General features: G+C 73.4%; 19 protein-coding genes. 5 read left to right on the top strand and 14 right to left on the bottom strand.

Translation table 11 applies throughout. The features are described from left to right. Window positions 1-10 precede the first annotated feature (10 nt). Entirely contained in the window at window positions 11-1,234 is a 1,224-nt protein-coding gene (locus C1N71_RS11415; RefSeq protein ID WP_137756518.1) for a 4-alpha-glucanotransferase, read from the bottom strand. 383 nt (window positions 1,235-1,617) lie between these two features. Here C1N71_RS11415 and C1N71_RS11410 point away from each other — a divergent pair, with 383 nt between their 5' ends. From C1N71_RS11410 to C1N71_RS11400, 3 genes are all read left to right on the top strand, one after another. After that, the gene (locus C1N71_RS11410) at window positions 1,618-2,238 is read left to right on the top strand and encodes a hypothetical protein (RefSeq protein WP_137756517.1); all 621 of its coding nucleotides are present in this window, start codon (window positions 1,618-1,620) and stop codon (window positions 2,236-2,238) included. A gap of 406 nt (window positions 2,239-2,644) precedes the next feature. Next, window positions 2,645-4,303 (top strand): Y-family DNA polymerase, encoded by a 1,659-nt coding sequence (locus tag C1N71_RS11405; RefSeq protein ID WP_175414197.1) that lies wholly within the window; start codon window positions 2,645-2,647, stop codon window positions 4,301-4,303. A 46-nt stretch (window positions 4,304-4,349) separates the two neighbouring features. Beyond that, window positions 4,350-6,296, top strand: coding sequence for a hypothetical protein (locus tag C1N71_RS11400; RefSeq protein WP_137756515.1), 1,947 nt, complete (start codon window positions 4,350-4,352; stop codon window positions 6,294-6,296). 51 nt (window positions 6,297-6,347) lie between these two features. Here the strand turns inward: C1N71_RS11400 and C1N71_RS11395 are convergent, their stop codons facing one another. The 5 genes from C1N71_RS11395 to C1N71_RS11375 all read right to left on the bottom strand — a co-directional run bounded on the left by C1N71_RS11395 (window position 6,348) and on the right by C1N71_RS11375 (window position 11,038). Continuing rightward, window positions 6,348-7,751, bottom strand: a complete 1,404-nt coding sequence (locus tag C1N71_RS11395) for an Nramp family divalent metal transporter (protein WP_137756514.1) — start codon at window positions 7,749-7,751, stop codon at window positions 6,348-6,350. A 42-nt stretch (window positions 7,752-7,793) separates the two neighbouring features. Beyond that, window positions 7,794-8,741 carry an NAD(P)-dependent oxidoreductase gene (locus C1N71_RS11390; RefSeq protein WP_137756513.1) on the bottom strand — a complete coding sequence of 316 codons (948 nt, stop codon included), beginning with the start codon at window positions 8,739-8,741 and terminating at the stop codon, window positions 7,794-7,796. Next, window positions 8,738-9,775 carry an Ldh family oxidoreductase gene (locus tag C1N71_RS11385; RefSeq protein ID WP_175414196.1) on the bottom strand — a complete coding sequence of 346 codons (1,038 nt, stop codon included), beginning with the start codon at window positions 9,773-9,775 and terminating at the stop codon, window positions 8,738-8,740. The genes C1N71_RS11390 and C1N71_RS11385 overlap by 4 nt, the downstream gene beginning before the upstream one ends. Before the next feature lie 194 nt (window positions 9,776-9,969). Continuing rightward, the gene (locus tag C1N71_RS11380; protein WP_137756511.1) at window positions 9,970-10,761 is read right to left on the bottom strand and encodes a FadR/GntR family transcriptional regulator; all 792 of its coding nucleotides are present in this window, start codon (window positions 10,759-10,761) and stop codon (window positions 9,970-9,972) included. Window positions 10,762-10,813: 52 nt separating this feature from the next. After that, window positions 10,814-11,038 carry a hypothetical protein gene (locus tag C1N71_RS11375; protein ID WP_137756510.1) on the bottom strand — a complete coding sequence of 75 codons (225 nt, stop codon included), beginning with the start codon at window positions 11,036-11,038 and terminating at the stop codon, window positions 10,814-10,816. 350 nt (window positions 11,039-11,388) lie between these two features. Here C1N71_RS11375 and C1N71_RS11370 point away from each other — a divergent pair, with 350 nt between their 5' ends. Continuing rightward, window positions 11,389-14,739, top strand: coding sequence for an error-prone DNA polymerase (locus C1N71_RS11370; protein WP_137756509.1), 3,351 nt, complete (start codon window positions 11,389-11,391; stop codon window positions 14,737-14,739). A gap of 167 nt (window positions 14,740-14,906) precedes the next feature. On the opposite strand, the gene C1N71_RS11365 is transcribed toward C1N71_RS11370, so the two are convergent. From C1N71_RS11365 to C1N71_RS11350, 4 genes are all read right to left on the bottom strand, one after another. Beyond that, window positions 14,907-18,209, bottom strand: coding sequence for an ExeM/NucH family extracellular endonuclease (locus tag C1N71_RS11365; protein WP_175414195.1), 3,303 nt, complete (start codon window positions 18,207-18,209; stop codon window positions 14,907-14,909). Window positions 18,210-18,449: 240 nt separating this feature from the next. Next, window positions 18,450-19,814, bottom strand: a complete 1,365-nt coding sequence (locus C1N71_RS11360; RefSeq protein ID WP_137756507.1) for an NAD-dependent succinate-semialdehyde dehydrogenase — start codon at window positions 19,812-19,814, stop codon at window positions 18,450-18,452. 103 nt (window positions 19,815-19,917) lie between these two features. Then, complete coding sequence (purU, locus tag C1N71_RS11355) at window positions 19,918-20,766, bottom strand: formyltetrahydrofolate deformylase (RefSeq protein WP_137756506.1); 849 nt, start codon at window positions 20,764-20,766, stop codon at window positions 19,918-19,920. Window positions 20,767-21,101: 335 nt separating this feature from the next. Next, on the bottom strand, window positions 21,102-21,887 hold the full coding sequence (locus C1N71_RS11350) for a hypothetical protein (RefSeq protein WP_137756505.1): 786 nt from the start codon (window positions 21,885-21,887) through the stop codon (window positions 21,102-21,104). 71 nt (window positions 21,888-21,958) lie between these two features. Here C1N71_RS11350 and C1N71_RS11345 point away from each other — a divergent pair, with 71 nt between their 5' ends. Continuing rightward, on the top strand, window positions 21,959-22,537 hold the full coding sequence (locus C1N71_RS11345; protein WP_137756504.1) for a hypothetical protein: 579 nt from the start codon (window positions 21,959-21,961) through the stop codon (window positions 22,535-22,537). 18 nt (window positions 22,538-22,555) lie between these two features. On the opposite strand, the gene C1N71_RS11340 is transcribed toward C1N71_RS11345, so the two are convergent. The 4 genes from C1N71_RS11340 to C1N71_RS11325 all read right to left on the bottom strand — a co-directional run bounded on the left by C1N71_RS11340 (window position 22,556) and on the right by C1N71_RS11325 (window position 26,541). Next, window positions 22,556-22,972 carry a DUF779 domain-containing protein gene (locus C1N71_RS11340; protein ID WP_137756503.1) on the bottom strand — a complete coding sequence of 139 codons (417 nt, stop codon included), beginning with the start codon at window positions 22,970-22,972 and terminating at the stop codon, window positions 22,556-22,558. A gap of 109 nt (window positions 22,973-23,081) precedes the next feature. Continuing rightward, window positions 23,082-24,605, bottom strand: a complete 1,524-nt coding sequence (gene exaC / locus C1N71_RS11335) for an acetaldehyde dehydrogenase ExaC (RefSeq protein WP_137756502.1) — start codon at window positions 24,603-24,605, stop codon at window positions 23,082-23,084. A gap of 312 nt (window positions 24,606-24,917) precedes the next feature. Then, window positions 24,918-26,120: a GAF domain-containing protein gene (locus C1N71_RS11330; RefSeq protein WP_137756501.1), complete on the bottom strand. Its 1,203-nt coding sequence runs from the start codon at window positions 26,118-26,120 to the stop codon at window positions 24,918-24,920. Between the two features lie 118 nt (window positions 26,121-26,238). After that, the gene (locus tag C1N71_RS11325) at window positions 26,239-26,541 is read right to left on the bottom strand and encodes a DivIVA domain-containing protein (RefSeq protein ID WP_137756500.1); all 303 of its coding nucleotides are present in this window, start codon (window positions 26,539-26,541) and stop codon (window positions 26,239-26,241) included. Window positions 26,542-26,597 lie beyond the last annotated feature (56 nt).

Raw genomic sequence — 26,597 nt, 5'->3', positions numbered from 1 at the left:
CACCGGCACCTCACACGCGGCCGGCTGCCGTCGAGATGGCGCGCAGCCGGCTCGCGTGCGCGCTCGTCAGCGCATCCGCATCCATCCGCCAGCCCCACGTCGAGGCGGTGCCGGGCGTGTTCATGCGCGCCTCGGAGCCGAGGCCGAGCACATCCTGCGCCTGGGCCACCGCGAGCCTGCTCGGCGCGTGCTGCGCCACCTCGATGAGACCCCACGATGGCTCGCGCCGCCTCGTCGACCACCGGGCGCCCGCCGCGCGCATCGCATGCCGCGCAGCACGGCGCCGCGACCGTGGCAGCGTCGTCCACCAGCCGACGACGGTGTCGTTGTCGTGGGTGCCGGTGTAGACGACCTGCTCGCGCGTCAGGTTCGCCGGCTCGTGCGGGCTCGTCGCATCGCCCTCGAACGCGAACTGCAGCACGGCCATGCCGGGGAAGCCGAGCGCGTCGCGCAGGTCGAGCACCGGCTGATCGATGTCGCCGAGGTCCTCGGCGAGCACGGGCAGCGGGCCGAGCTCGGCCGTCGCGGCGTCGAACATCGCACGACCCGGGCCGGGCTCCCAGACGCCGCGCTCGGCTGTCGCATCGCCTGCGGGCACCGCCCAGAAGTCGCTGAACGCGCGGAAGTGGTCGATGCGCACGAGGTCGTAGAGGTCGAAGGTGCGCCGCAGTCGCTCGATCCACCAGCGGTAGCCGTCGGCGGCGAGCGCATCCCAGTCGTAGAGCGGGTTGCCCCACAGCTGCCCCGTCGCGGCGTAGGCGTCCGGCGGTACGCCCGCGACGGCGTCGTCGCGGAAGTACTCCGGCCACGCGGCCACGTCGGCGCCGCCTTGCGCGACGTAGATGGGCACGTCGCCGAGGATCATGACGCCGCGCTCGCGCGCATAGGCGCGCAGGGCGCCCCACTCGCGGTCGACGCGCACCTGGTCGGCGAGATCGCCGCCGTGCGCCACCCACGACGGTGCCCAGTAGGCGTGCCGCTCGGCGAACGCGCGCACCTCGTCCTGGCTCACGGGCGCATCCGGATGCTCGAGCAGCGCGGGGTTCGCCGCGAACGCCGACGGCGAGGCGTACGGCGAGCCGAACGCATCCGGCACCGTGAGCGGCAGCACCTGCCAGACGGTCTGCCCGGCGTCGGCGAGCCAGTCGACGAAGCGGCGTGCGGACGCGCCGAGGCGTCCGTCCGGCAGGGACGTCAGGTGCAGCTGGATGCCGCTGGCGCGTTCGGGGAGCACGCCTCGAGCCTGGCAGACGCGCGGCGTGCGACGTGCGGCCTTGCGGGCGATGCGCCGACGCGGCAGGGGCGTGCGGCGGAGTGGTCGCTCGGTGCGCGTGAGTGGTCAGCGGATGTCGACGACACGCCGGTGGGGCGGCAGCGAGTGACCAATCACCCGATGCCTCGCGCTCGACGTCGGGGTGCGGGCGTGCGAGACGCTGGCGGTCCGAGTCCGTGTCAGCGGCGTCGGCGATGCTCGGAGTCCGGCTCGCAGCTCGCCCTGGCGCCGCGCTCCGGCATGCGATCCGCGCTCGACGCGACGGCCGCATCCGGGGCACGAGGTCGCTCGAGGACACGCCGCGACGACTTGCCGCATTCGAACATACGTTCGATCATGGATGCATGACGATCGCAGACCTCGACCGCGGCAAGGCCGCGACGATCGAGGCGCTGCGCTCGCGGATGCGCGGCATGGAAGCGACGAGCGTCGAGGTCGCCGGCCTGCCGACGCCCGCTGCGCTGCAGCGCGTGCTGCCCTCGCTGCGCATCGGTGGCGTGCACGCCGTCGACTCCCGCTCGCTCGCGTTGCACATGCTCGCGGCGGCGCTGCCCGCGGGCGGATGGGGCGCCATCGTCGGTCTCGCCGACGTCGGCGTGGAGGCGGCGTCGGATGCCGGGGTGCCGGTCGATCGCATCGTGCTCGTGCCGACTCCGGGGCAGGCATGGGCGAGCGCCGTCGCGGGCTTCGCCGAGGTGCTGCCCGTCGTGCTCGCGGCCGCGCCGCCCAGGCTCGCGCCCGCCGAGGCGGCACGCCTCGCCGCCCGCGTGCGCGGCGCCGACGGCTGCCTCCTCGTGCTCGGCGACTGGCCGCAGCCGGCGAGCCGCATCCGCACGCTCGGCACGCGGTGGACGGGCGCCGACGCCGGCCTCGGCCGCATCCGCGCCGCTCGGCTCGAGGTCGAGGTGTCGGCGGCCGACCGCGTGCCCAGACGTGCGGTCGTCGAGCTGGGCGGTGCGCGATGAGCGCGGGTGGATGCGCGGCGCACGGGTGCGGTGCGCTCCGCGAGCGCGCCGAGCGCGCGCTGCGGGGGAGCGAGCGGCCAGCGCCGCGCTCGGGCGAGCAGCCCCCGCGGCTCCGCGCCGCGTCGCACTCTGGCTCCCAGGTGCGCTCGGTGCGCTCGGGTGCGGCTCCTTCCGCATCCGAGCGCGCCGACCGCACCTCGGCGCATGGCGCCGGCGCCGGCCGCGGCAGCGGGCGTCGTCCCCGTCGCGAGGTGCGCCTGCTGCGCTCGGGTGCGGATGCCGCTGCCGAGGTGCGCTCGCTGCATCGAGGTGCGGTCGCAAGCGCACCCGAACGCGGGAGCCGCACCTCGCGTCGGCGAGGCGTGCGCCCCGCCAGCCGAGCCGCGCATCCCGGACGGAGCACCTCGTGAGCACCCGACGCATCGCCGTCGTGCGCGTGCCCGACTGGTCGGTGGTCGTCGCGCGTGCCGCGGGCGAGCTGCCCGGCGGCGTGCCGGTGGCGACGGAGCATCAGCACCGCATCGTGGCGTGCGACGACCTCGCGCGGGCGGCGGGCGTGCGCGTCGGGCAGCGGGTGCGCGATGCGCAGGCGGGCGCGCCGTCGCTCGTGCTCGCGTCCGCCGACGCCGTGGGGGAGGCGCTCGCGTTCGCCCATGTCATCCGCGCCGTCGAGTCGGTCGTGCCGGGCGTGCAGGGGCTCGGCGACGGCGCGCTCGCGCTGCCGATGCGCGGCGCGGCGCGCTTCTACGGCGGCGAGCGGGAGGCGGTCGCGGCGATCGTCGTCGCCCTCGCGCCGCTCGGGCTGCGCGTGCGCGTGGGCGTCGCCGACGACCGGTTCACGGCCGAGCTCGCCGAGCGGGCGGCGACGGCCGATGCGGATGCGGTGGGCGCGGAGGCGGCGCCACCGCACCCCGCGCGGCGAGATGTGCACGCGCGCGAGGCGGCAGGCGCGCATGACGCTCGCCGACCCGCTCCAGAGCACATCCCACCGGCCGCCGCGGCCGACCGGATCCCGGCGCTGCCTTCCACGCCCACGTGCATCGTCGAGCCCGGAGGCTCGCGCGCCTTCCTCGCGCCCGTGCCGGTGACGGTGCTGGGAGGCGAGCTCGCGGGCATGCTGCTGCGGCTCGGGCTGCGCACGCTCGGCGACCTCGCGGCGCTGCCGGACGCGAGCGTGCGCGATCGCTTCGGGGCCGAAGGGCTGCGCGACCTGCAGCGTGCCCGCGGCCTCGACGACCGGCGCGTCGAGCCGGGGTCCGAGCATCCGCCCGACGCGCTCGCGATGGAGTTCGAGCCGGGCATCGAGGGCGCGGAGGAGCTCGGGTTCGCGCTGCAGGCGCGCGCCGACGCCTACGTGGCCGAGCTCGCCTCCCGGCGCCTCGTCGTCGCCGAGGTGCGCATCCTGCTGCGCGCCGACCTCGGCGGCATCAGCGAGCGGACGTGGCGCAAGCCCGGCTTCTTCCGCGCGCGCGACGTCGTCGACCGTGCGCGCTGGCAGCTCGTGGAGAGCGGCCTCGACAGCGCGCTCGTGGAGGTGCGCATCACGCCGGAGCGGCTCGAGCGCGACACCGAGCACATGCCCGGCCTCTGGGGTGGGCGCGGCGTCGACGAGCGCACGCGCGGCGTCATCGAGCGGTTGCAGGGCGTGCTGGGGCGCGAGGGCGTCGTCGTCGCGAGCCTCGGCGGTGGGCGGCTGCTCGCCGAGCGCGGCGTGCTCACGCCGTGGGGGGATGCGGTCGCCGAGCCGCGCGAGGGGCCGTGGCCGGGATCGCTGCCCGAGCCGCGACCTGCGACGGTGTTCCGTCCGCCGCAGCCGGTGACGCTGCTCGATGCCGACGGCGCGACCGTGGTGGCCGACGAGCGCATCCGCGAGCCCGTGTGGTTCCGCTCGCCGGCGGGCGACCGTCGCCGCGTCGCTGCATGGGCGGGGCCGTGGCCGCTGCGCATGCGCGCGGGCGCTCATGTCGAGTCGCTCGCGCGCCTGCAGGTCGTCGACGGCGCCGGGGATGCGTGGGTGCTGCTGGGCGACGAGGCCGGCTGGCGCGCGGAGGGGCGGTACGACTGACGGGCCGCGGCGCGGTGCGGCGTCTCGGCCGTGGGATGCTCGCCGGATGACCGAGCATGCGCGCAGCGCCGAGCGCGAGCGTCTCGCCGCGGTGCTCGAGGCGTTGCGGGTCGAGCCGACCGCCGACCTGCGCGTGCAACGCGCCGAGGCGCGCTGGCGCGTGCTGCGCGGCGACGACGTCGCGTTGCGCATGCTGTTCGCAGAGCACTACCGCGCGATCGGAGCGCTCGACCAGGCGGCGCGCTTCGGCGTCGTCGAGCCCGGATGGATGCGGCCGCGCGAGCTGCGTGCGCTGCGCCGCGTGCTGCTGCGGGAGGTCGCGGGAGGCAGCGTTCGCGACCTCCTGGGGCTCGGCCGGCGCGCACGGGTGCCGTCCGAGGTCGCGGACCTCATCGAGATCCCGGAGCGGGCGGTCGCGCGCGGCAGCGGCCTTGCGCGCGCCTTCGCGACGATCGCGTCGTTTGGCGGCGTCCTCTGGTTCGTCGTCGTCGTCGCGCGGGCCGTCGTGGCGGCGACGCAGGGCGTGGAGGTGCTGGATGCGCTGCGAGCCGTGCGCGTCGAGGCGTTCGTCGCAGGCGTGGTCGGGCTCGCCGGGACCATGTGGCTGCGACGGCATCCGCGTCCGCGCGGCGACTGGTTGCGGCGGCGCGACATCGACGCGGAACGTCGCGCCCAGGCGCTGCTGCCGACGCTCGAGCTGCACACCGAGCGGCATGCGCTGCTGCGCGGCTGGCTCGCGAGCAGCTGGATGCCCGACCATGATGCGAGGGTGCGCAGGCTGCTCGTCGACCTCGCTCGTGAGCGGCGCCGGCCGGCGGAGGCCGGACGCTGGGGCATCGCGATCGACGGCGTGACGACTCCCGACGAGCGCGCGCGGTTCGCCGTGACGCTGCACGCGGGCGACGAGTGGATGCGCGAGCTCGAGCGTCGCACGGAACGCAAGCCCGGTCGGCTCGGCGTCGACGAGCGCGACACGCTCATCCGGGCGGGCGTCGCACCGGAGGCCATCGACCGACGGTGGATGACGAACGACGATCGGCTCACGGAGATCGAGCACGAGCGCGTCGCGCGGGTGCTCGCCGAGCTCCTCGAGCACCCCACCGACGCGCTGCGGCACGAGCGCGCGGCGATCGTGCGGGCGGCGAGCAAGGCACCGCATCCGGAGGTACGTCGGCTGCTCGCCGAGCACTACCGTGCGCTGGGCGAGCATGCGCAGGCGGGGCGGTGGGGCCTGGCCGACGACGACTGGGCGACGGAGGTCGAGCTGCGCGCGCTGCGTCTGGATCTGCTCGAGCAGCGTCCCACGCAACCGACCCGTGCCTACCTGGGCCTCGCGAGGCACGACAGGCTGCCGAAGGCGGTCGCGGACATCGAGCGCACGGGCGAGCGGCCGGAGCATCCGCTCGCGATGGTGGGCGGGGCGATCGGTCTCGTCGGCCTCCTCGCTCTCGTCGTCGGGGTCCTGCTGCTCCCCGTCGCGGTGACGCTCGCGCTGCTCGGCATCGAGCAGCCCGGCTGGCTCTGGCCGACGATCGCGGGCTGCGGTGCCACGACGGTCGTCGGAGGGCTGGCTGCGGTCGGCGGGCTGGTGCTCGGCGACCACCTCGAGGCGCGGGTGTCGCGACGCGACGCGTACGCGCGGGAGCTCCGGCGGCGACTGCCCGGCCTCGCCGATCCCGCCGAGCGTCGCTCTCTCCCGCTCGGCGCGCTGGAGTCCCGGGAGCTGCGCACGCGCCGAGCCGCGCGCCGAGTGCTCGTGGACGCCTCGCGGCGACTCGGTCGCGCCGACGAGGTCGCTCGCTGGGGTGCGTCGATCGAGGGCGAGACGACGGCCGACGAGCGGGAGGCGCTGGCCGCACGGCTCGCGCGCACGCGCGACCCGATGCGCACCTACGTCGCGCGCTCGCACCGCGAGCCGGGCCCGCTGGGCGTCGACGAACTCGACGTGCTGCGACGGGCTGGCGTGCCCGTCGAGGCGATGGACGGGAGCTGACCCGCCGACGCCCCGCCACCCGCGGTGGCGACGGAGCGTCGGCACGCGGCGTCAGAACAGGTTGATCAGCCCGAACACGCCGACCGCGACGATCGCGATCGCCGACACGACCAGGTAGGCGGTCGTGAGGCGGCCGTCCTTGATGCTGCGATCCGTCTGCGTGAACGAGAGGTACGCCGTCGCGATCGCCACCGCGATGAGGTAGAACGCGTTGAGCGTGCCGCCGATGATGACGAGCGCGAGCGGCGCGTTCACGACGACGCCGAGCAGTCCCCACAGCACGGGCATCGCGATCATCATGATGCGCAGCCAGCGGGCGCGCATCCTGGCGTCGCTCCAGTCGAACGCGCCGAAGATCGCGAACGCGGCGACCGTGAGCCGCGACAGGCTCGGCACGTTCGCGAGGATCGTCTTGTACAGCGTGATCGCCGCGAAGACGAGGAAGGCGACGCCTGCCCACGGGCCGAGGGTGTCGGAGAAGATGCGCGAGATCGTCGTGAGCACCTCGCTGCCCTCGGGGACGAGCCCCTGCGGGTGCAGCACGGCGGCACCCAGCACGTAGAAGGCGGCGGTCGAGAGCGTGTAGACGACCCACGACACCCATGCGTCCTTCTTCATGACGGCGATCCAGCCGCGCGCGCGTCGCTGCCACGCCTCCGAGCCGTCGTTCGGTCCGGTCCACGCGGCGTAGCCCTTCTCGACGCACCAGAACGAGTAGCTCGTGACCTCCCCGGCGCCGACGCCCGTGAGCCCGAACATCGAGATCGCGACGCCGACGGCGCCGAGCGCAAGCTGGAAGGTGAGGCCGGAGCCGACGTCCGCCCCGTCCCACGCGAAGGGCGTCGCCTGGATGCCGAAGACCAGGGCGATCGCGGCGAACGTCACGATGCCGACGAGCACCGTCGAGACGCGCTCGACGACCGTGTACCGATTGGCGATGTGGATGGCGATGGCAGCGACGACGAGCAGCGCCACCCAGAACCCGATGGATGCGACGCTCGCGGGCGGGCCGAAGACCGGCATGAGGATCGACAGCGCGAGGCCGCTCGTCGAGATCACGCCCGCCTGGCTCGTGACGAACTGCAGCACCATGAGCACCGAGAGGTACGAGATCCAGCCGCGCTGGAAGATCCGCGGCGGCACGAGGTCGTAGCCGAACAGCGCCGGCTTGCCCGTCGAGATCGTCCAGCGCGCGAGCTCGATCTGCACGGCGACCTTCACGAACGTCGACACGAAGACGAGCCACAGCAGCATGAAGCCGACCTGCGCGCCCAGCGTCGTCGCCGTGATGAGCTCGCCGGAGCCGACGATCGCGGCGCTCGTGATCATCCCGGGCCCGAGCAGGCGCATGCTCGCCCGCCAGCCCTTGGGCGGCTCCTGCACCTTCGCGGGGTCGAGGACGTAGGGGTCGCCCTCGACCACGGTGGTCGGGCGAGCCGGTGCGGTCTCGGTCATGTCGGCTCCTTCGCCTGGATGCGGATGCGGGGGGGCCGTCGGTCAGTCGCCGACGACCTGCACGAGGTTGGCGAGCGGGTCGCCGTTCGCGAGCGCTGCGACGTTCGCGGCGACGAGCGACGCAGCGCCGAGCGGCCGCCCGCCCGCGGCATGCGGCGTGAGGATGACGTCGTCGCGCTCCCAGAGCGGCGACGAGGCGGGCAGCGGCTCGACCTCGGTGACGTCGAGCGCCGCCCCGCCGAGCGCATCCGCCTCGAGCGCGGCCACGAGCGCCGCCTCGTCGACGGTCGCACCGCGGCCGACGTTCACGACCCACGCGTGGCGCGGCAGGTGCGCGAGCATCGTCGCGTCGAGCGCATGCCGCGTGGCGTCGGTCGCGGGCAGGATCATGACGAGCACGTCCGTCCGCTCGAGCAGCGCGGGCAGCGCATCGCGATCGACGACCTCGACGTCGCCCTCCGTGCGCGCACGGGTCGCGGCGCCCGTCACGTGCGCGCCGAGCGCCTGCAGATGCGGAGCGAGGGTGCTGCCGATGCTGCCGTAGCCCCAGATCGTGACGCGCGCGTCGCGCAGGGTGGTGAAGACGCCGGGCGATGGCTCGGGCTGGATGCCGCCGAGCTCGCTCGCCCAACGGTGCTCGAGCTGCGCCCGCACGAGCGTGTGCAGACGCCTGGCCGCGGCCAGGATGAGCGCGAGCGCGTGCTCGGCGACGGGGCGATCGTGCAGCGATCGACCGCTGCAGATCGCGACGCCGGGCGCGAAGCCCGCGGCGAGCGCGGCGTCGCTGCCCGCCGAGAGCAGCTGCACCATGCGCAGGGAGCGCAGGCGCGTCGCGGCATCGGCGAGCTGCGCGTCGCCCAGGCCCCAGCCCACGAGCACGTCGGCATCGAGATGCTCGTCGGGGATGGGCGCGGCAGGGTCGAAGCGCACGACCTGGGCGCCCTCGAGGGCGTCGAGCCCGTCGACGATCGTCGGCACGAGCACCTTCATCGCGCACCGCCCTCGAAGGGCACCGCGAAGCGCTCGCCGAGCGCGACGAGGTCGTCGACGGTCGCGTCGGGCAGTGCGATGCCGTCGGCGAGTCGAGTGCGCCGCGTGCGCTCCTCGGGCTCGCCGGGGACGAGCACCTCGTCGGAGCCCGGCGCAGGGGCGATGGCGTGCGCCTCTGCGACGAGCGCATCCATCCGCTCCTGGAGCTCGCCGAGGGGCATGAACGCCTCCGCATCGAGCGCGAGCATCCAGTGGCCGACGTCCTGCGGCTTCGAGAAGTCGTCGTACATGCTGCCGATGCCGCTCGCGATGGCCGCGCCCGAGAGCACGCCGCCGAGGATCTCCACGAGGAAGCCGATGCCGTAGCCCTTCGGTCCACCGGCGGGCAGCAGCGCGACCACGGCATGCGGGTCGGTGGTCGGGCGGCCCTCGGCGTCGACGCCCCAGGTGTCGGGGATCGACGTGCCCGCCGCCCGGGCGACGAAGACCTTGCCCATCGCGCTCGTGCTCGTGGCCATGTCGAGGCTCACGGGCTCGCCGCTCGTGGGTGCGGCGAACGCGAAGGGGTTCGTGCCCAGCAGCGGCTCGCGGCCGCCGAAGGGCACGACGCCCGGCTCGGAGTTCGACACGACCATGGCGACCTTGCCGCGTGCGGCGAGCGCACGCGCGTACGTGCCCGCGGTGCCGAAGTGCGCCGAGCCGCGCACGACGACCGTGCCGACGCCGTGGGCGGTGGCCGCGGCGTCGACGGCCTCGACGGCCGCGCGTGCGGCGAGCTGACCCTGCGCCCCGGCGGCGTCGATCCGCACGACCGCGCCGCGCTGCTCGACGACGGGGACGGCGGTGGGGGAGACGAGACCGGCATCGATGCGCGCGCGATACGCGGGCAGGCGGATGACGCCGTGCGAGTCGACGCCGCGCAGGTTCGCGTCGACGAGGCCGGCGGCGACGTAGGCGGCGTCGTCGGGGGCGAATCCCCATTCGACGAGGAGGCGCGTCGTCCAGTCGAGCAGGCGGTCGGAGGGGATCGTCATCGGTCGGTGCTCCTTCGCACGGGATGTCGGGTCGTCCGCCATTCACTCATACTCGTCATACTTATTGCAACGCGCATCGGCGCGTCGCGGCAGCGCGGTCGGTGCGGCGCGTCGGTCGGGCGCCGTCGAGGAGCGTGCGACGGCGCCTACCCGCTGACGATGCGCCGAGCGCCGGGCGATCGTGCCGTGCGGGCTCAGGCCGCGGAGTCGGAGGCGCCGGCGATGTCGTCGATCTCGGCGAGCGTGTCGCGCACGACCACGCGAGCCGACGCCTCCGCCGCATCGGCGTCGCCCGCGGCGATCGCCTCGGCGAGCGCGCGGTGGTCGACGACCGACGACGGCCGGATGCCGTCCATGCCGGGTCTCGGGTCGCGGCTGCGTGCCGCGATCGTGATGCCGACAGCCTCCGCCAGCCGCGCCATCACGCCGTTGCCGGAGCCGTCGAGCAGGAGGGCGTGGAACTCGACGTCGAAGGCGAAGTAGCGCGGTGCGTCGCCGGCGGCGAGGGCGGACTCCATGCCCGCCACGCATGCGACGAGTCGGTCTGCCTCCGCTGGCGGCATCCGCGTCGCCGCCAGCCTCGCCGCGACCGGCTCGAGCCCGAGACGCAGCTCGAGCAGCTCGCGCAGCTGCTCGACGCCGCCGACGCCGGCGCTGCGCCAGCGCACGATGTGCGGATTCAGCAGGTCCCACTCCGTCGGTGGCTGGACGCGCGTGCCCACCTGCGGGCGCGGCGCGACGAGCCCCATGGAGCCGAGGGTGCGCACGGCCTCGCGCACGACCGATCGCGAGACGCCGAAGCGCGCGCACACCTCGTCGCTGCCGAGGATGGAGCCGGTCGCGATCGTGCCGTCGACGATCTCCTGCCCGAGCGTCTCGACGACCTGCGCGTACAGGCCGGAGCCGATGCGGGCACGGCTGAGGGACCGCGCGAGCGGACGGGATGCGTCGCCGTGCATGTCCTCCCCGCCCTGTCGACCGTGCATCAGACTAGTCAGCCCGAGGTCGTTGCGGCGACGCTCGCCGTCGAAGGCTCGGCTACGCGGCGGTGCGACGGATGCGCGAGCGCGCGGTGCCGAGGCTCGGCATGCGATCGCACTCGAGGCAGTCGTCGACCGGCGTCGCGTGGCCGTAGGCGTGGTGCTCGTCGGCGACCGCGAGGCAGGCGGGGCAGCGACCGCCGAAGCCCTCCTCGGGCAGGTAGGCGGTCGTGCACCACGCGCTCTCGCAGAGCCGGAGCTCGGGCTCGTCGTGGTGGGTCATGCCACGAGGGTCGCACCGACCTCCGACACGACGGCCGAGGCGCGCCGCCCGCATCCCCCGGTCGCGCATCCCTCCGAGGCCGTCAGTGGTCGATGGATGTCGCCGCTCTGGGCGTGTCGGCGACATCCATCGACCACTGATCGACCAGAGGTGGCCACTCGTCGACCGCAAGGGACCGGTCAGGCCACGGGCGGAGGTGCAACCCTCCACCGCACCTTGAGGCGAATCGTCGTCGGAGGTCGAACATACGTTCGAATCCGGCGTATCGTCGCAGCGACCATCGTGGTGGCCGGCCCGATGCGCACGACGGATGCGACCGCATCCGCGACTCGACCGAGCAGGAGGCGAGGATGGGCTGGCGCAACCCGCCGATGCCGTGGCGCGAGCTCGAGGCGATCCTCGACGGCCGCGCCACCGATGCGCCCTCCCTCGTGCCCGTGCCCGAGCAGCGCGAGCTGCGCACGCGGCCCGATCCGGCGCGCGTCGTGCCGTACGCCGAGCTGCACGCCCACTCGCACTACTCGTTCCTCGACGGCGCCTCCAGCCCCGCGCAGCTCGTCACCGAGGCGACGGCGCTCGGGCTCGAGGCGCTCGCGCTCGTCGACCACGACGGGCTCTACGGAGCCGTGCGCTTCGCCGAGGCTGCCGACCACGCAGGGCTCGCCACCGTCTTCGGCGCCGAGCTGAGCCTCGGGCTGCCCGAGCCGCAGACGGGCGTCGCCGACCCCGTCGGCGACCACCTGCTCGTGCTCGCCCGCAGCCCGGAGGGCTACCGGCGGCTCGCCGCGACGATCACCGACGGCTACCTCGCGGGCGGCGAGAAGGGCCGCCCGATCCTGCACCTCGAGCAGGTCGCCGAGCGAGCGGGCGAGTGGCTCGTGTCGACGGGCTGCCGCAAGGGCGCCGTGCGTCGAGCGCTCGAGCGCGACGGGGCGGATGCGGCGGGCGCCGAGCTCGACCGGCTCGTGTCCCTCTTCGGCGCCGAGGGCGTCGTCGTCGAGCTCACCGACCTCGGCCTGCCCGACGACGGCGAGCGCAACCAGGCGCTGCACGCGCTCGCCGAGCGCCGCGGCCTGCCCGTGATCGCGACGACGAACGCGCACGTCGCAGGGCCCAGGCAGCAGCTGCTGGGGGATGCGATGGCGGCGGTGCGCGCGCGCCGCAGCATCGACGAGCTCGACGGCTGGCTGCCCGCCGGCGGCGTGCCCCGGCTGCGCTCGGGCGCCGAGATGGCGTGGCGGTTCCGCGCCTTTCCCGGCGTCGTCGATCGCGCCGCCGCCATCGGGCGCGAGCTCGCCTTCAGCCTGCGCGCCGCGAGCCCGCACCTGCCCGACACCGAGGTGCCCGCCGGGCACACGCAGATGACGTGGCTGCGCCACCTCGTCGCCGAGCGGCGCGATCGCGTCTATCCGCCGGACGACGGTGCGCTCGACCACGCGAGGATCGAGCGGCGTCTCGCGCACGAGCTGCGGCTCATCGAGGAGAAGGGCTTCGCCGGCTACTTCCTCATCGTCAGCGAGATCGCCGACTTCGCGCACGGCCGGGGCATCCTCTGCCAGGGTCGCGGCTCGGCGGTGGCGAGCGCCGTGTGCTTCATCCTCGGCATCACGGCGGTCGACCCGATCCTGTACGACCTGCCCTTCGAGCGCTTCATCTCGATGATCCGCACCGAGGAGCCCGACATCGACATCGACTTCGACGCCGCACGGCGCGAGGAGGTCATCCAGCACGTCTACGAGCGCTACGGCCGGCGCAACGCGGCGCAGGTCGCGAACGTCATCACCTACCGGCCGAAGTCGGCGGTGCGCGACGCCGCGAAGGCGCTCGGCTACGCCGTCGGGCAGCAGAACGCGTGGTCGAAGCGCATCGAGGGGTGGAGCGCGCCGTCGGTCGACGGCACCGAGGGCATCCCGGACCCCGTCCTCGCCCTCGCCGACGACTTCATGCACGCGCCGCGCCACCTCGGCATCCACTCGGGCGGCATGGTGCTCACGAAGGAGCCCGTCGGCCACGTCTGCCCCATCGAGCCCGCCCGCATGGAGGGGCGCACGGTGCTGCAGTGGGACAAGGACGACTGCGAGTGGATGGGGCTCGTGAAGTTCGACCTGCTCGGCCTCGGCATGCTCGGCGCGATGCAGCACACCATGGACATCGCCGCCGAGCACCTCGGCGAGCGGTGGACGGTCGCGACGATCCCCGCCGAGGAGCCCGGCGTCTACGACATGCTGTGCGCAGCGGATGCCGTGGGCGTCTTCCAGGTCGAGTCGCGCGCGCAGCTCGCGACGCTGCCGAGGCTCAAGCCGCGATCGTTCTACGACCTCGTCATCGAGATCGCGCTCATCCGCCCCGGTCCGATCCAGGGCGACGCCGTGCACCCGTACCTGCGCAGGCGCAGCGGGCAGGAGCCCATCACGTACCCGCATCCGCTCGTCGAGCCCGTGCTGCGCCGCACGCTCGGGGTGCCGCTCTTCCAGGAGCAGCTCATGCAGATCGCGACGGCGGTCGGCGGCTTCTCGGCGGCCGACGGCGACGAGCTGCGCCGCGCGATCGGGTCGAAGCGCAGCCGCGAGCGGATGGCCGAGCTGCGCGAGCGCCTCTTCGAGGGCATGGAGCGCAACGGCATCGTCGGCGATCTCGCCGAGAGCATCTGGCGCCGGATCGAGGCGTTCGCTGGGTTCGGCTTCGCCGAGTCGCACTCGCTCGCGTTCGGCAAGCTCGTGTACGCCTCGTCGTGGCTGAAGCTGCACCATCCCGCGGCGTTCCTCGCGGGGCTGCTGCGGGCGCAGCCCATGGGGTTCTGGTCGGCGCAGACGCTGAGCGCGGATGCGCGCAGGCACGGGGTCGAGGTGCTCGGCCCCGACCTCGTGCGCTCGGCGGCCATGGCCGACCTCGAGCGGCACGGCGATCAGGCCGGCGGCGACGACGCGTGCCTCGAGCCCCACCAGCCCACCGTGCCGTGGGAGCCCGGCCCCAACGACCACGAGCGGCACCGGCGCGACCGCGGGTTCGCGGTGCGCCTGGGCCTGTCGAGCGTCGCGCACGTCGGCGTCGACGACGCCGAGCGCATCGTCGAGGCGCGCGCCCAGTCGCCGTTCACGGGCATCGACGACGTCGCGCGGCGCGCCCGCCTCGACCGCAGGCAGCTCGAGTCGCTCGCGACGGCCGGCGCCTTCGAGGGGCTCGGGCTCGAGCGCCGGCAGGCGCTGTGGCTCGCGGCCCCTGCGTCCACCGAGCGCGAGGATCAGCTCGAGGGCACGTCGGTGACGGTGCAGCCGCCGCTGCTGCCGGTCCTGTCCGAGGCCGAGCAGACGGCGCTCGACATCTGGGCGACGGGCGTGAGCCCGGACGACCATCCCGTGCGGCACGCCCGCGCGGCGCTCGAGGCCGACGGCGTCGTGCCCATCGCGCGCCTGCCGGAGCTCGAGCCCGGCAGGCGCCGCTGGGCGGCGGGCATCGTCACGCATCGGCAGCGCCCGCAGACGGCGCAGGGGGTGACGTTCATGAACATCGAGGACGAGACGGGCATGCTCAACGTCGTCTGCTCCGTCGGGCTGTGGAAGCGGTACCGCAGCGTCGCGAAGCACTCGGCGGCGCTCAAGGTGCGCGGCATCCTGCAGCACTCGCAGGGCGTCGTGACGATGATGGCCGACCACATCGAGCCGTTCGACGCGGCCGCGCCGCGGTCGCGCGACTTCCGCTGAGCGGTGGGGTGGACGGGGTGCCCCTTCGAGGCTCGCTGCGCTCGCGCCTCAGGGGGCGGGTGGTGCGTTGCGCTCGCGCCTCGGGGAGCGGTACCGGCGACGCCCCGCGGCGTGCGAGGAGGGCGGCACCCGGTCTCCCGGATGCCGCCCTCCTCATGCGAGCCGCGTCAGCAGGACGTGCGCCATGCCTCCGGCGACAGCACGGCCGAGCCGCCGACGTTGAGCACGATCGAGGGCTCGAACCCGGCGATGGCATCCTCGACGTCGATCGTCACGCACTGGCCGACAGCCAGCAGCAGCGGTCCACCGGTCGCCCCGGCGAGCGCGGTGCCCGAGAGCGCATCCGGGAACGCGGCGCCCGACGCGACGACGATCGCCTGCGGATCCGTCGGCTCGACGAACGCCGCGACGAGCGCCGCGTTCGTCGCGTACCGGTCGGCGCCGGCGATGCGCGTCGTCGCGGTGACGTCGCGCAGCTCGCGCACCACGCCGTCGGAGATCGCGGCACGACCGCCGGCGACGACGATCTGCGAGACCTCGAGGCTCTCGAGGGCCTCGACGGTGACCTCCGGCAGGCTCGTCGCCATCGTCAGCAGCACCGGCGCGTCGGCGAGGGTCGCCGCGACGCCGCTCGCCGAGAGGGCGTCTGCGAAGTCGGCACCGCTCGCGACGAAGGCGCGCTCGGCGCTGCCGAACACCTCCGTCGCGACCGCTGCAGCGGTCGCGTAGCGGTCGGGGCCCGAGATGCGGGTGATCTGGGCCTCCGGCCACTCGGCGGCGAGCTGCGCCTCGACGTCGGCCGACACGGCCGCCGAGCCGCCGACGATCGTGATCGACGTCGGGGCGAGGCGCTCGATCTCGTCGAGCGTCTCGGGCAGCAGCGAGGCCGTCGGCGTCAGCAGCAGGCTCGCGCCGTCGTGCGCGGCGGCCGGACCGGCGGCGAGCGCATCGGCGAAGCCCTCGCCCGCCGTCAGGTAGACGTCGGTGCCGGGTGCGAACTGCGCGGCGGACGCTGCGGCGCTCGTGGCGTAGCGGTTCGAGCCCGAGAGCGTCGACACCGCCGGCTCCTCGACGGTCGGCGGGTCGAGCTCGAGCCCGACCAGCACGGCGTCGTGGTCGGATGCGCGGTACGCGTCCGGCGCGAAGATCGCCTGCTGCGCCGGCTGCTTGTACTGCGTCGAGTAGTCGATGATCGGCACCTCGTCCGAGTTCGCCGTCCACGCCGCCGTGCCCACGACCTGGTCGCCGAGGCCGGGGCCTGCGAGCGCGTAGTCGAGATAGCCCAGCTGGCCGTCGAACACGTACGTGTACGCCTCCTCGCCCTGGAACGCCTCGAGCAGGTCGGCGTAGCCAGCCGCCTCGAGCGTCGTGATGGGCTGCTCGTGGTCGTACGAGTTGAGGTCGCCGAGGATGAGCACGTTGTCGGTGTCCGCACCCGTCGGGTCGGTCGCGAGGAAGTCGGCGAGCGCCGCGGCCGCCTGCGTGCGCGTCACGTTGCAGTTGCCCGCGCCGTCGCCGAGGTCGGGGTCGCCGGAGCACTCAGAGCCCTTCGACTTCAGGTGGTTCACCGAGACCGTGAGCAGCGCGCCCGTGTCGTTCGTCGCGAACGTCTGGATGAGCGACGGACGGTTGCGCGACGTGTCGAAGCGCGGGTCGACCGACGAGTCGAGCACGGCGAACGCACCCTGCGGCGTGACGGCCGCCGGCTGGTAGATGAGCGCCGTCGTGATCTCGTCGGTGCCGATCGTGCCGGTGTCGATCGCGGCGTAGCGCTCCTCGCCTGCGGCATCGTTCAGGGCCGCCACCAGGGTGTCGAGCGCGAACCCGTCGTTGTTCTCGATCTCGAGCAGGCCGACGACGTCGGCGTCGAGCTCGACGATCGCGGCCACGATCTTCGACTCCTGGCGCTCGAACTCGATCGCATTGCGAGCGCCTCGGCTGCCGAGCGTCGTGAAGTAGTTGAGCACGTTGAACGACGCGACCTGCAGGTCGCCGCCCACCTCGGGCACCTCCGGCCGCGGGTTCGTCGACGTCACGTCGGCGCCCTCGGTGGGCTGGATGCGCCAGGCGCTGAAGCCGTAGTCGAGGATGCCAGTGACGTTCGCGACGGTGTCGCCGCCGCGGAGCAGGTTGTCGAGCGTGAACGGCTGCCCGTTGGGGTGGATCGCGGGGTCGGCGTTCTGCGCGGTCCTGGCGTCGTCGAGGATGATGCGGTTCTCGGCGTTCGACGCGGCGATCGCGGCCGCCTCGGCCGAGCCGGGCGCGGCGAGCGCGGTCGGCTGGAACTGGCGCTCGGTGCCGATCGAGATCTCGCCGTACTGCGCGAATCGGTACGCCTCGAGCACCGACAGCTCCTGCGGCATCGTCACGAGCATGCCCTCGGTGGCGTCGGGGTTCGTCAGCGGCAGCGTGATCGGCGTCGCCTCGGGGACGGCGACCGACTCGGCGCAGATCGCGACGCCGAGGGCGTCGAGGTGCGTGCGACCGTACTGCTCGGACACCACGCCCTCCACACGTACCTCCTGGCCCACGGCGAGCGTGGCGACGGTGGCCGGGGCGGCCTCGACGACGATGCCCTCGCTCGTGGAGGGGTCGCCGTCCTGGTCGGCGGTCGCCTGCTGCACCGCGAAGGTCGCGAGCGTGCCGCCGTTGTTGGGCAGCGTCACGGTGAGGCCCGGCATCACCGCGGTGACGACCGCCTCGACCTGCACGGTCTGGTCGACCAGCGGGCTCGCGGAGCCTGGACCCTGCACCGTACCGATGGGCGTCGCATCGGTGCCGCACACGAGCTCGCTCGGTTCGGGTGTCGTCCCGTCGTCGTAGATCGCGTTCGGCAGACCCGGCGTGTTGATGGCGAGGCCGTTCGAGATGGGAGCCGCCTCGTACCCCGGGATGCCGTAGCCGCTCATCGCGTTGCGCACCCAGTCCGACGCCGAGCCGGTGTCGACGCCGTCGACGGCTCGGCTCGCGCCCCCGACGAACCCGCTCCGGCCGTCGAACGTCGGCGTGAGGATCGTGTCGCCGTACGCGAAGCCGACGCCGTTGGGGGTCGTGGTGCCGACCGAGTCGACGATGTCGAATGCGAGGCCCTCGTCGAGCACGCCGTCGTCGTTCGTGTCGAGGTCGACGTTGCGGGCAGGCGCTGGTCCCGTGACGAGCATGAGCGTCATGGTCGAGTTGAGGATGGTGTTCGATGCGAGCGGCACGTTCAGCAGACCGTTGGCGTCGGTGGTGCCGGTCACGGGGATCGACGCGTACACCTGGCCGTTGAGGGTCGCGTTCGTCGCCGTGCCTCCGCGCACGACGAGGATCGTGTGCCCGTCCATGCTCGTGCCGGGTGCCGCGTGCAGCTCGACGTACTCGAAGTCGGGTTGCGGCGACTGGGGGTCGGGCCCCGCGGTGTCGTTCGAGAACTCGTTGATCGTCGGGTAGGTGGCGGCGTTCGCGACGCCTGCACCCCCCAGCGCCACGAGGGCAGATGCCGCGAGTGCCGTCGCGGTGGCGACGCTCAGCGAGCGTCGAAGGGCCTGAGGCATGGGTCGTCCAAGGTCCGGTGGTCAAGGGATGCTCTCGAACCTAGCCAGGACGTGCGACGACACGGCAGACCCGATCGTGACGATTCGATGAACCTTGTCGCCGCCGCGCGCGCCGGACACGTCGAGGCCGCGTCGGCCGCAGCCGACGCGCCCTCGAGCGCTGCGCATCCCGCCCTACGGCAGGCGCACCACCTTCTTGTTCAGGAACTCCTCGATGCCGAGCACGCCCATCTCGCGGCCCGTGCCCGAGCGCTTGACGCCGCCGAACGGCAGGCCGGCCTCGTCGGCGAGCACGGCGTTGACGAAGACCATGCCGGCGTCGATGCGGTCGGCCAGGCGCGACGCCTGCTCCTCGTCGGTCGTGTAGACGTACGAGCCGAGGCCGAACGGGGTCGCGTTGGCGACCTCGATCGCCTCGTCCTCGCTCGAGACCTTGTAGAGGGATGCGACGGGGCCGAAGAACTCCTGCTGGTAGGCGGGGTTCTCGGGCGCGATGTCGGCGAGCACCGTCGTGCCGACGTGCGCGCCGCCCGGGCCGTGCGGGGAGGCCCCGCGCAGCAGCGCCGTGGCACCCGCGGCGATCGCGGCCTCGATCTGCTCCTCGAGACGCTCGGCGGCGGTCTTCGACGAGAGCGGGCCGAGCAGCAGGTCGTCCTCGGGGGCGCCGGGCTCCTGCTCTGCCATCTTCGCGACCATCTTCTCGGCGAACGCGTCGTAGAGGTCCTCGTGCACGATGAAGCGCTTCGCGGCGTTGCACGACTGGCCCGTGTTGTCGAGGCGCGCGTTCACCGCATCCTCGACGACCTGGTCGAGGTCGTCCGTCGAGAGCAGGATGAACGGATCCGAGCCGCCGAGCTCGAGGACGGCCTTCTTGAGGTTGCGGCCGGCGACCTCGGCGACCGCCGCGCCGGCGCGCTCGGAGCCCGTGAGCGAGACGCCGCGCACGCGCGGGTCGGCGATGACATCCGCCGCCTGCTCGTTCGAGAGGAAGACGTTCGTGTACGCGCCGACCGGGAGGCCGGCATCGGCGAAGATCTGGTGGATCGCGAGCGCCGACTCGGGGCACTGCGGCGCGTGCTTCAGCAGGATGGGGTTGCCGACGATGAGGTTCGGGCCGGCGAAGCGGGCCACCTGGTAGTACGGGAAGTTCCACGGCATGATGCCCAGCAGCGGCCCGATCGACGACTTGCGCACGACGGCGCGGCCGTCGTCGGTCTCGAGCGGCAGGTCGGCGAGCAGGGTCTCGGCATGGTCGGCGTACCAGCGGTAGATCGCCGCAGCGAACTCCACCTCGCCCGTCGCCTGGCTCCTGGGCTTGCCCATCTCGCGCATGATGATCGCGGCGAGCTCGTCGACGCGCTCCTCGTGCAGGTCAGCGACCTTCGCGATGCGGGCCGCGCGCTCGGCGACCGACTCGGCGGCGAGCACGCTCCACGCGCTCCATGCGCCGGCGATGGCGCTCTCGAGCTCCTCGGCGGTGACGGTGGGATGCACCTCGCCGGTCTCGCCCGTGGACGGGTTGACGACCTGATACTGCATGGAATCGCGCTCCTTCGCTACCGGATTCCACCCAGTATGCGGGTCCGGACGACGGATCGCATAGGACCGGGCCCCGATTCCGTGCGGAATCGCGCGTCGCGCGTCAGCGGAAGATGATGGTGCGCTGGCCGTCGAGCAGCACGCGGTCCTCCGAGATCCACTGCACGGCGCGCGTGAGCGTGCGCGACTCCTCGTCCTGCCCGATCGCGACGAGCTGCGCGGGGGAGTGCGCGTGGTCGACCCGCACGACGTTCTGCTCGATGATCGGTCCCTCGTCGAGCTCGCTCGTCACGAAGTGCGCCGTCGCGCCGATGAGCTTGACGCCGCGCGCGTGCGCCTGCCGGTACGGGTTCGCGCCCTTGAAGCCCGGCAGGAACGAGTGGTGGATGTTGACGATGCGGCCGGCGAGGCGCTCGCAGAGCTCGGGCGAGAGGATCTGCATGTAGCGCGCGAGCACGACGAGCTCGATGTCGTGCTGCTCGACGACCTCGAGGATGCGTGCCTCGAACGCGGCCTTCGACGCGGCGTCGACGACGGGTGCGTGCTCGAACGGGACGTCGTAGAACGCCGCGAGCGACGCGAGGTCGGGATGGTTCGCGAGCACGAGCGGGATCTCGACGGCGAGCTGGCCCGCCCGCTGCCGGAAGAGCATGTCGTTGAGGCAGTGCGCCGCCTTGGAGACGAGCACGAGGGTGCGCAGCGGTCGACCGACGTCGTCGAGCTGCCACTGCATGCCGTACCGATCGACGACGGGCGCGAGCTCGCGCTCGAAGTCCTCGCGCGGCGCCTCCGCCTCCACCTGCAGCCGCATGAAGAAGCGGTCGGTGTCGGCCGACGAGAACTGCTGCGACTCCGTGATGTTGCCGCCGCACGCGACGATCGCTCCCGTGATGGCGTGCACGATGCCCGCGCGGTCGTCGCACGCGAAGGAAAGGATCCAGTGGTTGGGCACCGGATGAGTCTACGAGCGCGGCATCGTCCCGCTCGTCGCCGGGCCCTCGGCACCGGATGCGTCACTGAGCGCGGCATCGTCCCGCTCGTCGCCGGGCCCTCGGCACCGGATGCGTCTCCGAGCGCGGCATCGTCCCGCTCGTCGCCGGGCCCTCGGCACCGGATGCGTCACCGAGCGCGGCATCGTCCCGCTCGTCGCCGGGCCCTCGGCACCGGATGCGTCTCCGAGCGCGGCATCCCCATGCGGCTCGCCGGGCCTTCGGCACCGGATGCGTCACCGAGCGCGGCATCCTCCCGAGCATCGCCGGCCCCGACGCAGCGCCACCCGATCTCGGCTCAGCCGAGCATGCGCGCGAGCGCAGCCCCGAACGCCGCGTCGATCTCCTCGTCGGAGAGCTCGAGCTGGGGAGGGGCGAACTGGTTGTAGCTCACGACGGCGATGCGATCTGCGACCGCGCCGACGCAGAAGGTCTGCCGGACGCCCTGCGTGCTCTCGTCCGCCGGGAGCAGATCGCCGCAGACGGCGTCGGGCATGGTCGGCGGCGCCGACCGCAGCGATGCGGTCATCCCGGACTGCGTCGTGCCGGCAGCGGGGCACGTCTCCAGATCCGCGGCGATGCGTGCGAACGCGGACGCGGCGTCCGGCGTCGCGCGGAGGAGCGCACCGATCGACACCGGGAACGGCGGAGCGGACACGTCGCCGCTCGAGGCCCAGCGGACCTCGGCGGAGGGCACGTCGGACTCGAGCGGGCTGCCCAGCACGTACCAGAAGGACGGGCCGCACGGCTCGAAGGTGGGCGCGTAGGGGATGGCCGCGTAGTCGTTGTATCCCTGCACCCATCCGCTCGGCATGTCGCTCGCGACGGGCAGGTACGCCTGCAACTGCTCGGCGGTCACGTCCGTGGCGGGAGCGAGCGGCGTCAGGGCGATCGGCGACCCGGCCGCGGCGGTGGGCTCAGGGCCCGCCTCCGTCGGCGTCGGCGAGGGCGTCGGAGTCGGCGTGGACGACGGGCTCGCCGAGGGGACGGGCGACGGGTCGTCCGAGACCGCGCTCGTGGTGGCGCACGCGCTCAGCAGCAGCGCGGCGACGACGGGGAGGGCGAGCAGGCGGCGCGAGGGCATGGTGGCAGCGTCGCAGGGCATCCTGGACGCACGCCGCTCGTGCCCGCCGTCACGCACGAGAGAATTGCGGCATGCCTCGACGCCTCCTCGCTCCGCTCGTCGCCGCGCTCGCGATGGCAGCCCTCGCCGGCTGCCAGTCGGGCGCGCTCGCACCCGACGACGGCGCACCCTCGACGACCGGCGCCGCGTCCGATCCGTCGGCGCAGCCCGAGGTCGCGCTGCCGCCGATGCCGCAGCTGTGCGCCGAGCTCGACGCGCCCGGCACGGCTGCAGCCGCGGAGGCGGCCGGCTTCGGGCCGAGCGCGCAGGAGTGGCAGTCGTCCGGCGACGTCTGGGAGCACGACGTGGAGCTGCCGCAGCCCGCGCTCACGTGCGCGTGGATGCCGGCCGGTGCCGGGGACGAGATGGTCCTCGTCGAGCTGCTCGAGGTCGACGCCGCGCAGCTCGAGGCATGGGAGGCATCGAGCGACTGGTCGTCGACGCGCCTCGGCGATCACGAGGTGCGCGCGGCCCAGCAGTCGGACGGGGCGACCCAGGTCCAGACGACGTGGGCCGCGGCCGACGGCCGGATGCTGCGCCTCACCGCGATCGATGCCCTCGCCACCGGCACGGCGCTCGCCGAGGTGCTCGTGCCCGCCGTGCTCGGCTGAGCCCGGGCAGCCGGCGACTCAGCTCGTCAGCATGCCCGCGTCGACGAGCGAGCGGTACTCGTCGTCAGAGAGCACGCGCGAGCGGATGAGGAAGCGCTTGCCCTCCGGCGCCTCGAGCGAGAAGCCCGAGCCGCGGCCGGGGACGACGTCGACGGTGATGTGGGTGTGCTTCCACAGCTCGTACTGCGACGCGCTCATGAAGAAGGGCGTCGGCTCGTCGACCCCGTCGATGCGCAGCTCCTCGAGCAGCACGTCGGACTGGCCGGTGCGGAACATGCCCTTCGGGTAGCACATGGGTGCGGAGCCGTCGCAGCAGCCGCCCGACTGGTGGAACATCACCGGCCCGTGGGCGGCGACGAGCGAGCGGATGAGCTCGGCGGCGGCGTCCGTGACGGCGACGCGCTCGATCGCGGGGTGGGTGCTGGACTCGGTCATCGTCGACCTCCTGACGGCGGGATGCGGATGCGGCCCGCGGCACCAGGATGGCACCGCGGGCCGCCGTGCGGGAGGGCTTGCCGGTGCGCGGCCGGCCCTCGCGCGCGAATCAGAAGAAGCCCATCGGCCCCTCGGCGTACGAGACGAGCAGGTTCTTCGTCTGCTGGTAGTGATCGAGCATCATCTTGTGGTTCTCGCGGCCGATGCCCGACTGCTTGTAGCCGCCGAACGCGGCGTGGGCCGGGTACTGGTGGTACGTGTTCGACCACACGCGACCGGCCTCGATCGCCCGGCCCGCACGGTACAGCTGCGCGCCGTCGCGGCTCCACACGCCGGCGCCGAGGCCGTAGAGGGTGTCGTTGGCGATCGCGATGGCCTCGTCGAAGGAGTCGAAGGTCGTGACCGACACGACCGGTCCGAAGATCTCCTCCTGGAAGACGCGCATGCGGTTCTGGCCCTTGAAGACCGTCGGCTGCACGTAGTAGCCGCCGGAGAGGTCGCCGCCGAGGTCGACGCGCTCGCCGCCCGTGAGCAGCTCCGCCCCCTCCTGCCTCCCGATGTCGATGTAGCTGAGGATCTTCTCCAGCTGGTCGTTCGACGCCTGCGCGCCGATCATCGTGTCGGTGTCGAGCGGGTTCCCTTGGCGGACCTTGGCGACGCGGTCGAGGCCGTCGGCGATGAAGCCGTCGTAGATGCTCGACGCGATGAGCGCGCGCGACGGGCACGTGCACACCTCGCCCTGGTTGAGCGCGAAGAACGCGAAGCCCTCGAGCGCCTTGTCGTAGAACGAGTCCTTCTCGCGGGCGACGTCCTCGAAGAACACGTTCGGGCTCTTGCCGCCGAGCTCGAGCGTGACGGGGATCAGGTTCTCCGACGCGTACTGCATGATGAGGCGGCCCGTGGTCGTCTCGCCCGTGAACGCGATCTTGCGGATCCGCGGGTGCGACGCGAGCGGTGCGCCCGCCTCGATGCCGAACCCGTTCACGATGTTCAGGACGCCCTCGGGGATGAGGTCCTCGATGAACGACAGCAGCAGGTGGATCGACGCGGGCGTCTGCTCGGCGGGCTTCAGCACGACGCAGTTGCCCGCGGCGAGCGCCGGCGCGAGCTTCCATACGGCCATGAGGATGGGGAAGTTCCACGGGATGATCTGCCCGACCACGCCGAGCGGCTCGTGGTAGTGGTAGGCGACCGTGTCATGGTCGAGCTCGGAGATGCCGCCCTCCTGCGCGCGCAGGGCGCCGGCGAAGTAGCGGAAGTGGTCGATCGCGAGGGGGATGTCGGCGGCGAGGCACTCGCGCACCGCCTTGCCGTTCTCGTAGCACTCGGCGACCGCGATCTCCTCGAGGTGCTCCTCCATGCGGTCGGCGATCTTGTTGAGCATGGTCGCGCGCTCGGTGGGGGAGGTCTTCCCCCAGGTCGCGAACGCCTTCCATGCGGCGTCGACGGCAGCGTCGACGTCCTCGCTCGTGCCTCGGGCGACCTCGCAGAAGGTCTGGCCCGTGATGGGCGTCGGGTTCTCGAAGTACTGGCCCTTGGCGGGCGGCACGTACCGGCCCCCGATGTAGTGGTCGTACCGCGACTGGTAGCTGACGACGGAGCCCTCGGCTCCGGGTCGTGCGTAGACGGTCATCGCTCCCTCTCTCTCGACGTCGTCGTCGTGCGGCGGGATCGCCGTGCGCGTCACGGTACGCGCGGCGACGTTGCACGAGGTTGCAGCGGGTGACGCGCATCGATTCGCCCCGCCAGGCGGTCGAGGAGCCCGCCGCCCACCAGCTGGTCGAGGAGGCCGCAGCCGAAGGCCGCAGCCGTCGCGAGACCACGGGAGATGCTCCCTCGACGCGACCATGCGCATGGCCGGCCAGGAGCGGCGTTCGCGTGGTCTCGTGACGCGTGCTCGCTGCGCTCGCGCGCTCCTCGACCAGCTGGATGGGCGGGCCCGACCCTACGCGAGGTCGCGGTCGAGGCGCTCGAGGTGCTCGACGACCGCCGCGCGCCGCGGCGAGCGCGGCGGCAGCCCCCGCAGCAGCTGCATCCACGCCTCCCGATCGCAGCGTCCGTGCGTCGACGCGTAGTCGTACAGGACCTCGGCGGATGCGGCGGACAGGATGGCGGTGCGCAGCCGGCCCGCGACCTCATCGCGCGCGGCGACCACGCCGGGCGCGTTCGACCCCGGCACGAGCGGACCGCGGTAGCAGGAGAGCGCGACGCGATGCGCGCCGCGGTCGAGAAGCGACAGGAGCCGGTCGACGTCGGTCTCGAGCGCCGACGCGAGCCGATACGGCCGAGACTCCACCCGAACGACCCCCGCCAGCGCGCGTCGCAGCCTCGTCATCTCGGCGCGGAGCGTCACAGGGGAGGCGTCGTGCTCCGACAGCATCGCGGCGAGCTCGCCGGCCGCGAGCCCCTCGGGGTGCAGCGTGAGCAGCACGAGGATCTCGGTGTGCCGCAGCGAGAGGCGGCGCTCGCGACCGTCGCTCACCGTCCCGGTGTCGACACCGAGGCACGCGAGCGTCGGCTGGACGCTCGTGGTCTCGAGCCTCGCCCGCGTGAGGCGCTGCACGAGCAGCTCGCGCTCGACGGCGGCCGCGGTCGCCTCGAGCAGCGGCAGCACGTGCGGGTCGACGACCTCGCTGCCGCCGGTGATGTCGATGACGCCCAGCAGGCCGCCGTGCTCGGGGTCGTGCACGGGCACCGCCGAGCAGCTCCACGGCTGCACGACCTCGGCGAAGTGCTCGTCGCGATGGATCTGGATGGCGTGATCGATCGCGAGGGCCGTGCCCGGCGCGCTCGTGCCGACGCGCCGCTCCGACCAGTCCGCGCCTGCGACGAACAGCATCGACTCGGCGCGCGCCTTGAGGCTGCGGTCGCCATCGACCCACAGCAGCCGACCCATGGCGTCGCCGACGGCGACGAGCACGCCCGAGCCGTCGTCGGCATCGCGGTGCAGCAGTCGCGAGATGACGGGCAGCGCGGGTGCGAGCGGATGCGTGGAGCGCGTCTCGTCGAGCGCGTCGCCCGTGAGGGCGAGGGATGCGGAGACGTCGGGCGCGAGGCGCTCCCGCCGGGCGCGCTCCCACGACGCGCGCACGACCGCACGCTCCTCGTCGCTGCCCGGCTGCGCGAGCCACGGGCTGAGCGTCGTCACGCAGGCACCTTCGCCATGCGCCTCACCCTACGCACGGTGCGCCGAATCCGCACCGCAGGGATGCCTCGCGTGCCCCTCGCACGCGAGCCCCCGCTCACGTGCGGATCCGACGCGCGACTCAGCTCGGCCGGTCGCCCCGCTCGAGCGCGGCGAGCGTTGCCTGCACGCGGTCGAGGAAGCCGTCGACCTCGGCCATGTCGTAGCGCGCGCGGAAGCGGGTGACCTCGAAGCGCACGGCGGCGACGTCGTCGGCTCGGACCGGTCTGGCGATCGGCGAGCCGTCGAGGTGCGCGCGCATGGTCGCGACGACGTCGTCGAGGAGCTGGTCGACCTGGTCGACCTCGTACCCGGCGCGGAGCCGAGTGGTCGAGAAGGTCTGCCGCACGACGTCGTCGGGCAGGAGGAGGTGGCCTGGCTGCATGGCTCGACCCTACGAACCCGTCCTGACCGACGCGCGAGGCCGCGCGGACTAGGCTG

Source organism: Agrococcus sp. SGAir0287 (assembly GCF_005484985.1).
Classification (GTDB): Bacteria; Actinomycetota; Actinomycetes; order Actinomycetales; family Microbacteriaceae; genus Agrococcus.
Note: the sequence above shows the minus strand (reverse complement) of the source record. Positions and strands in the feature narration are given on the sequence as shown.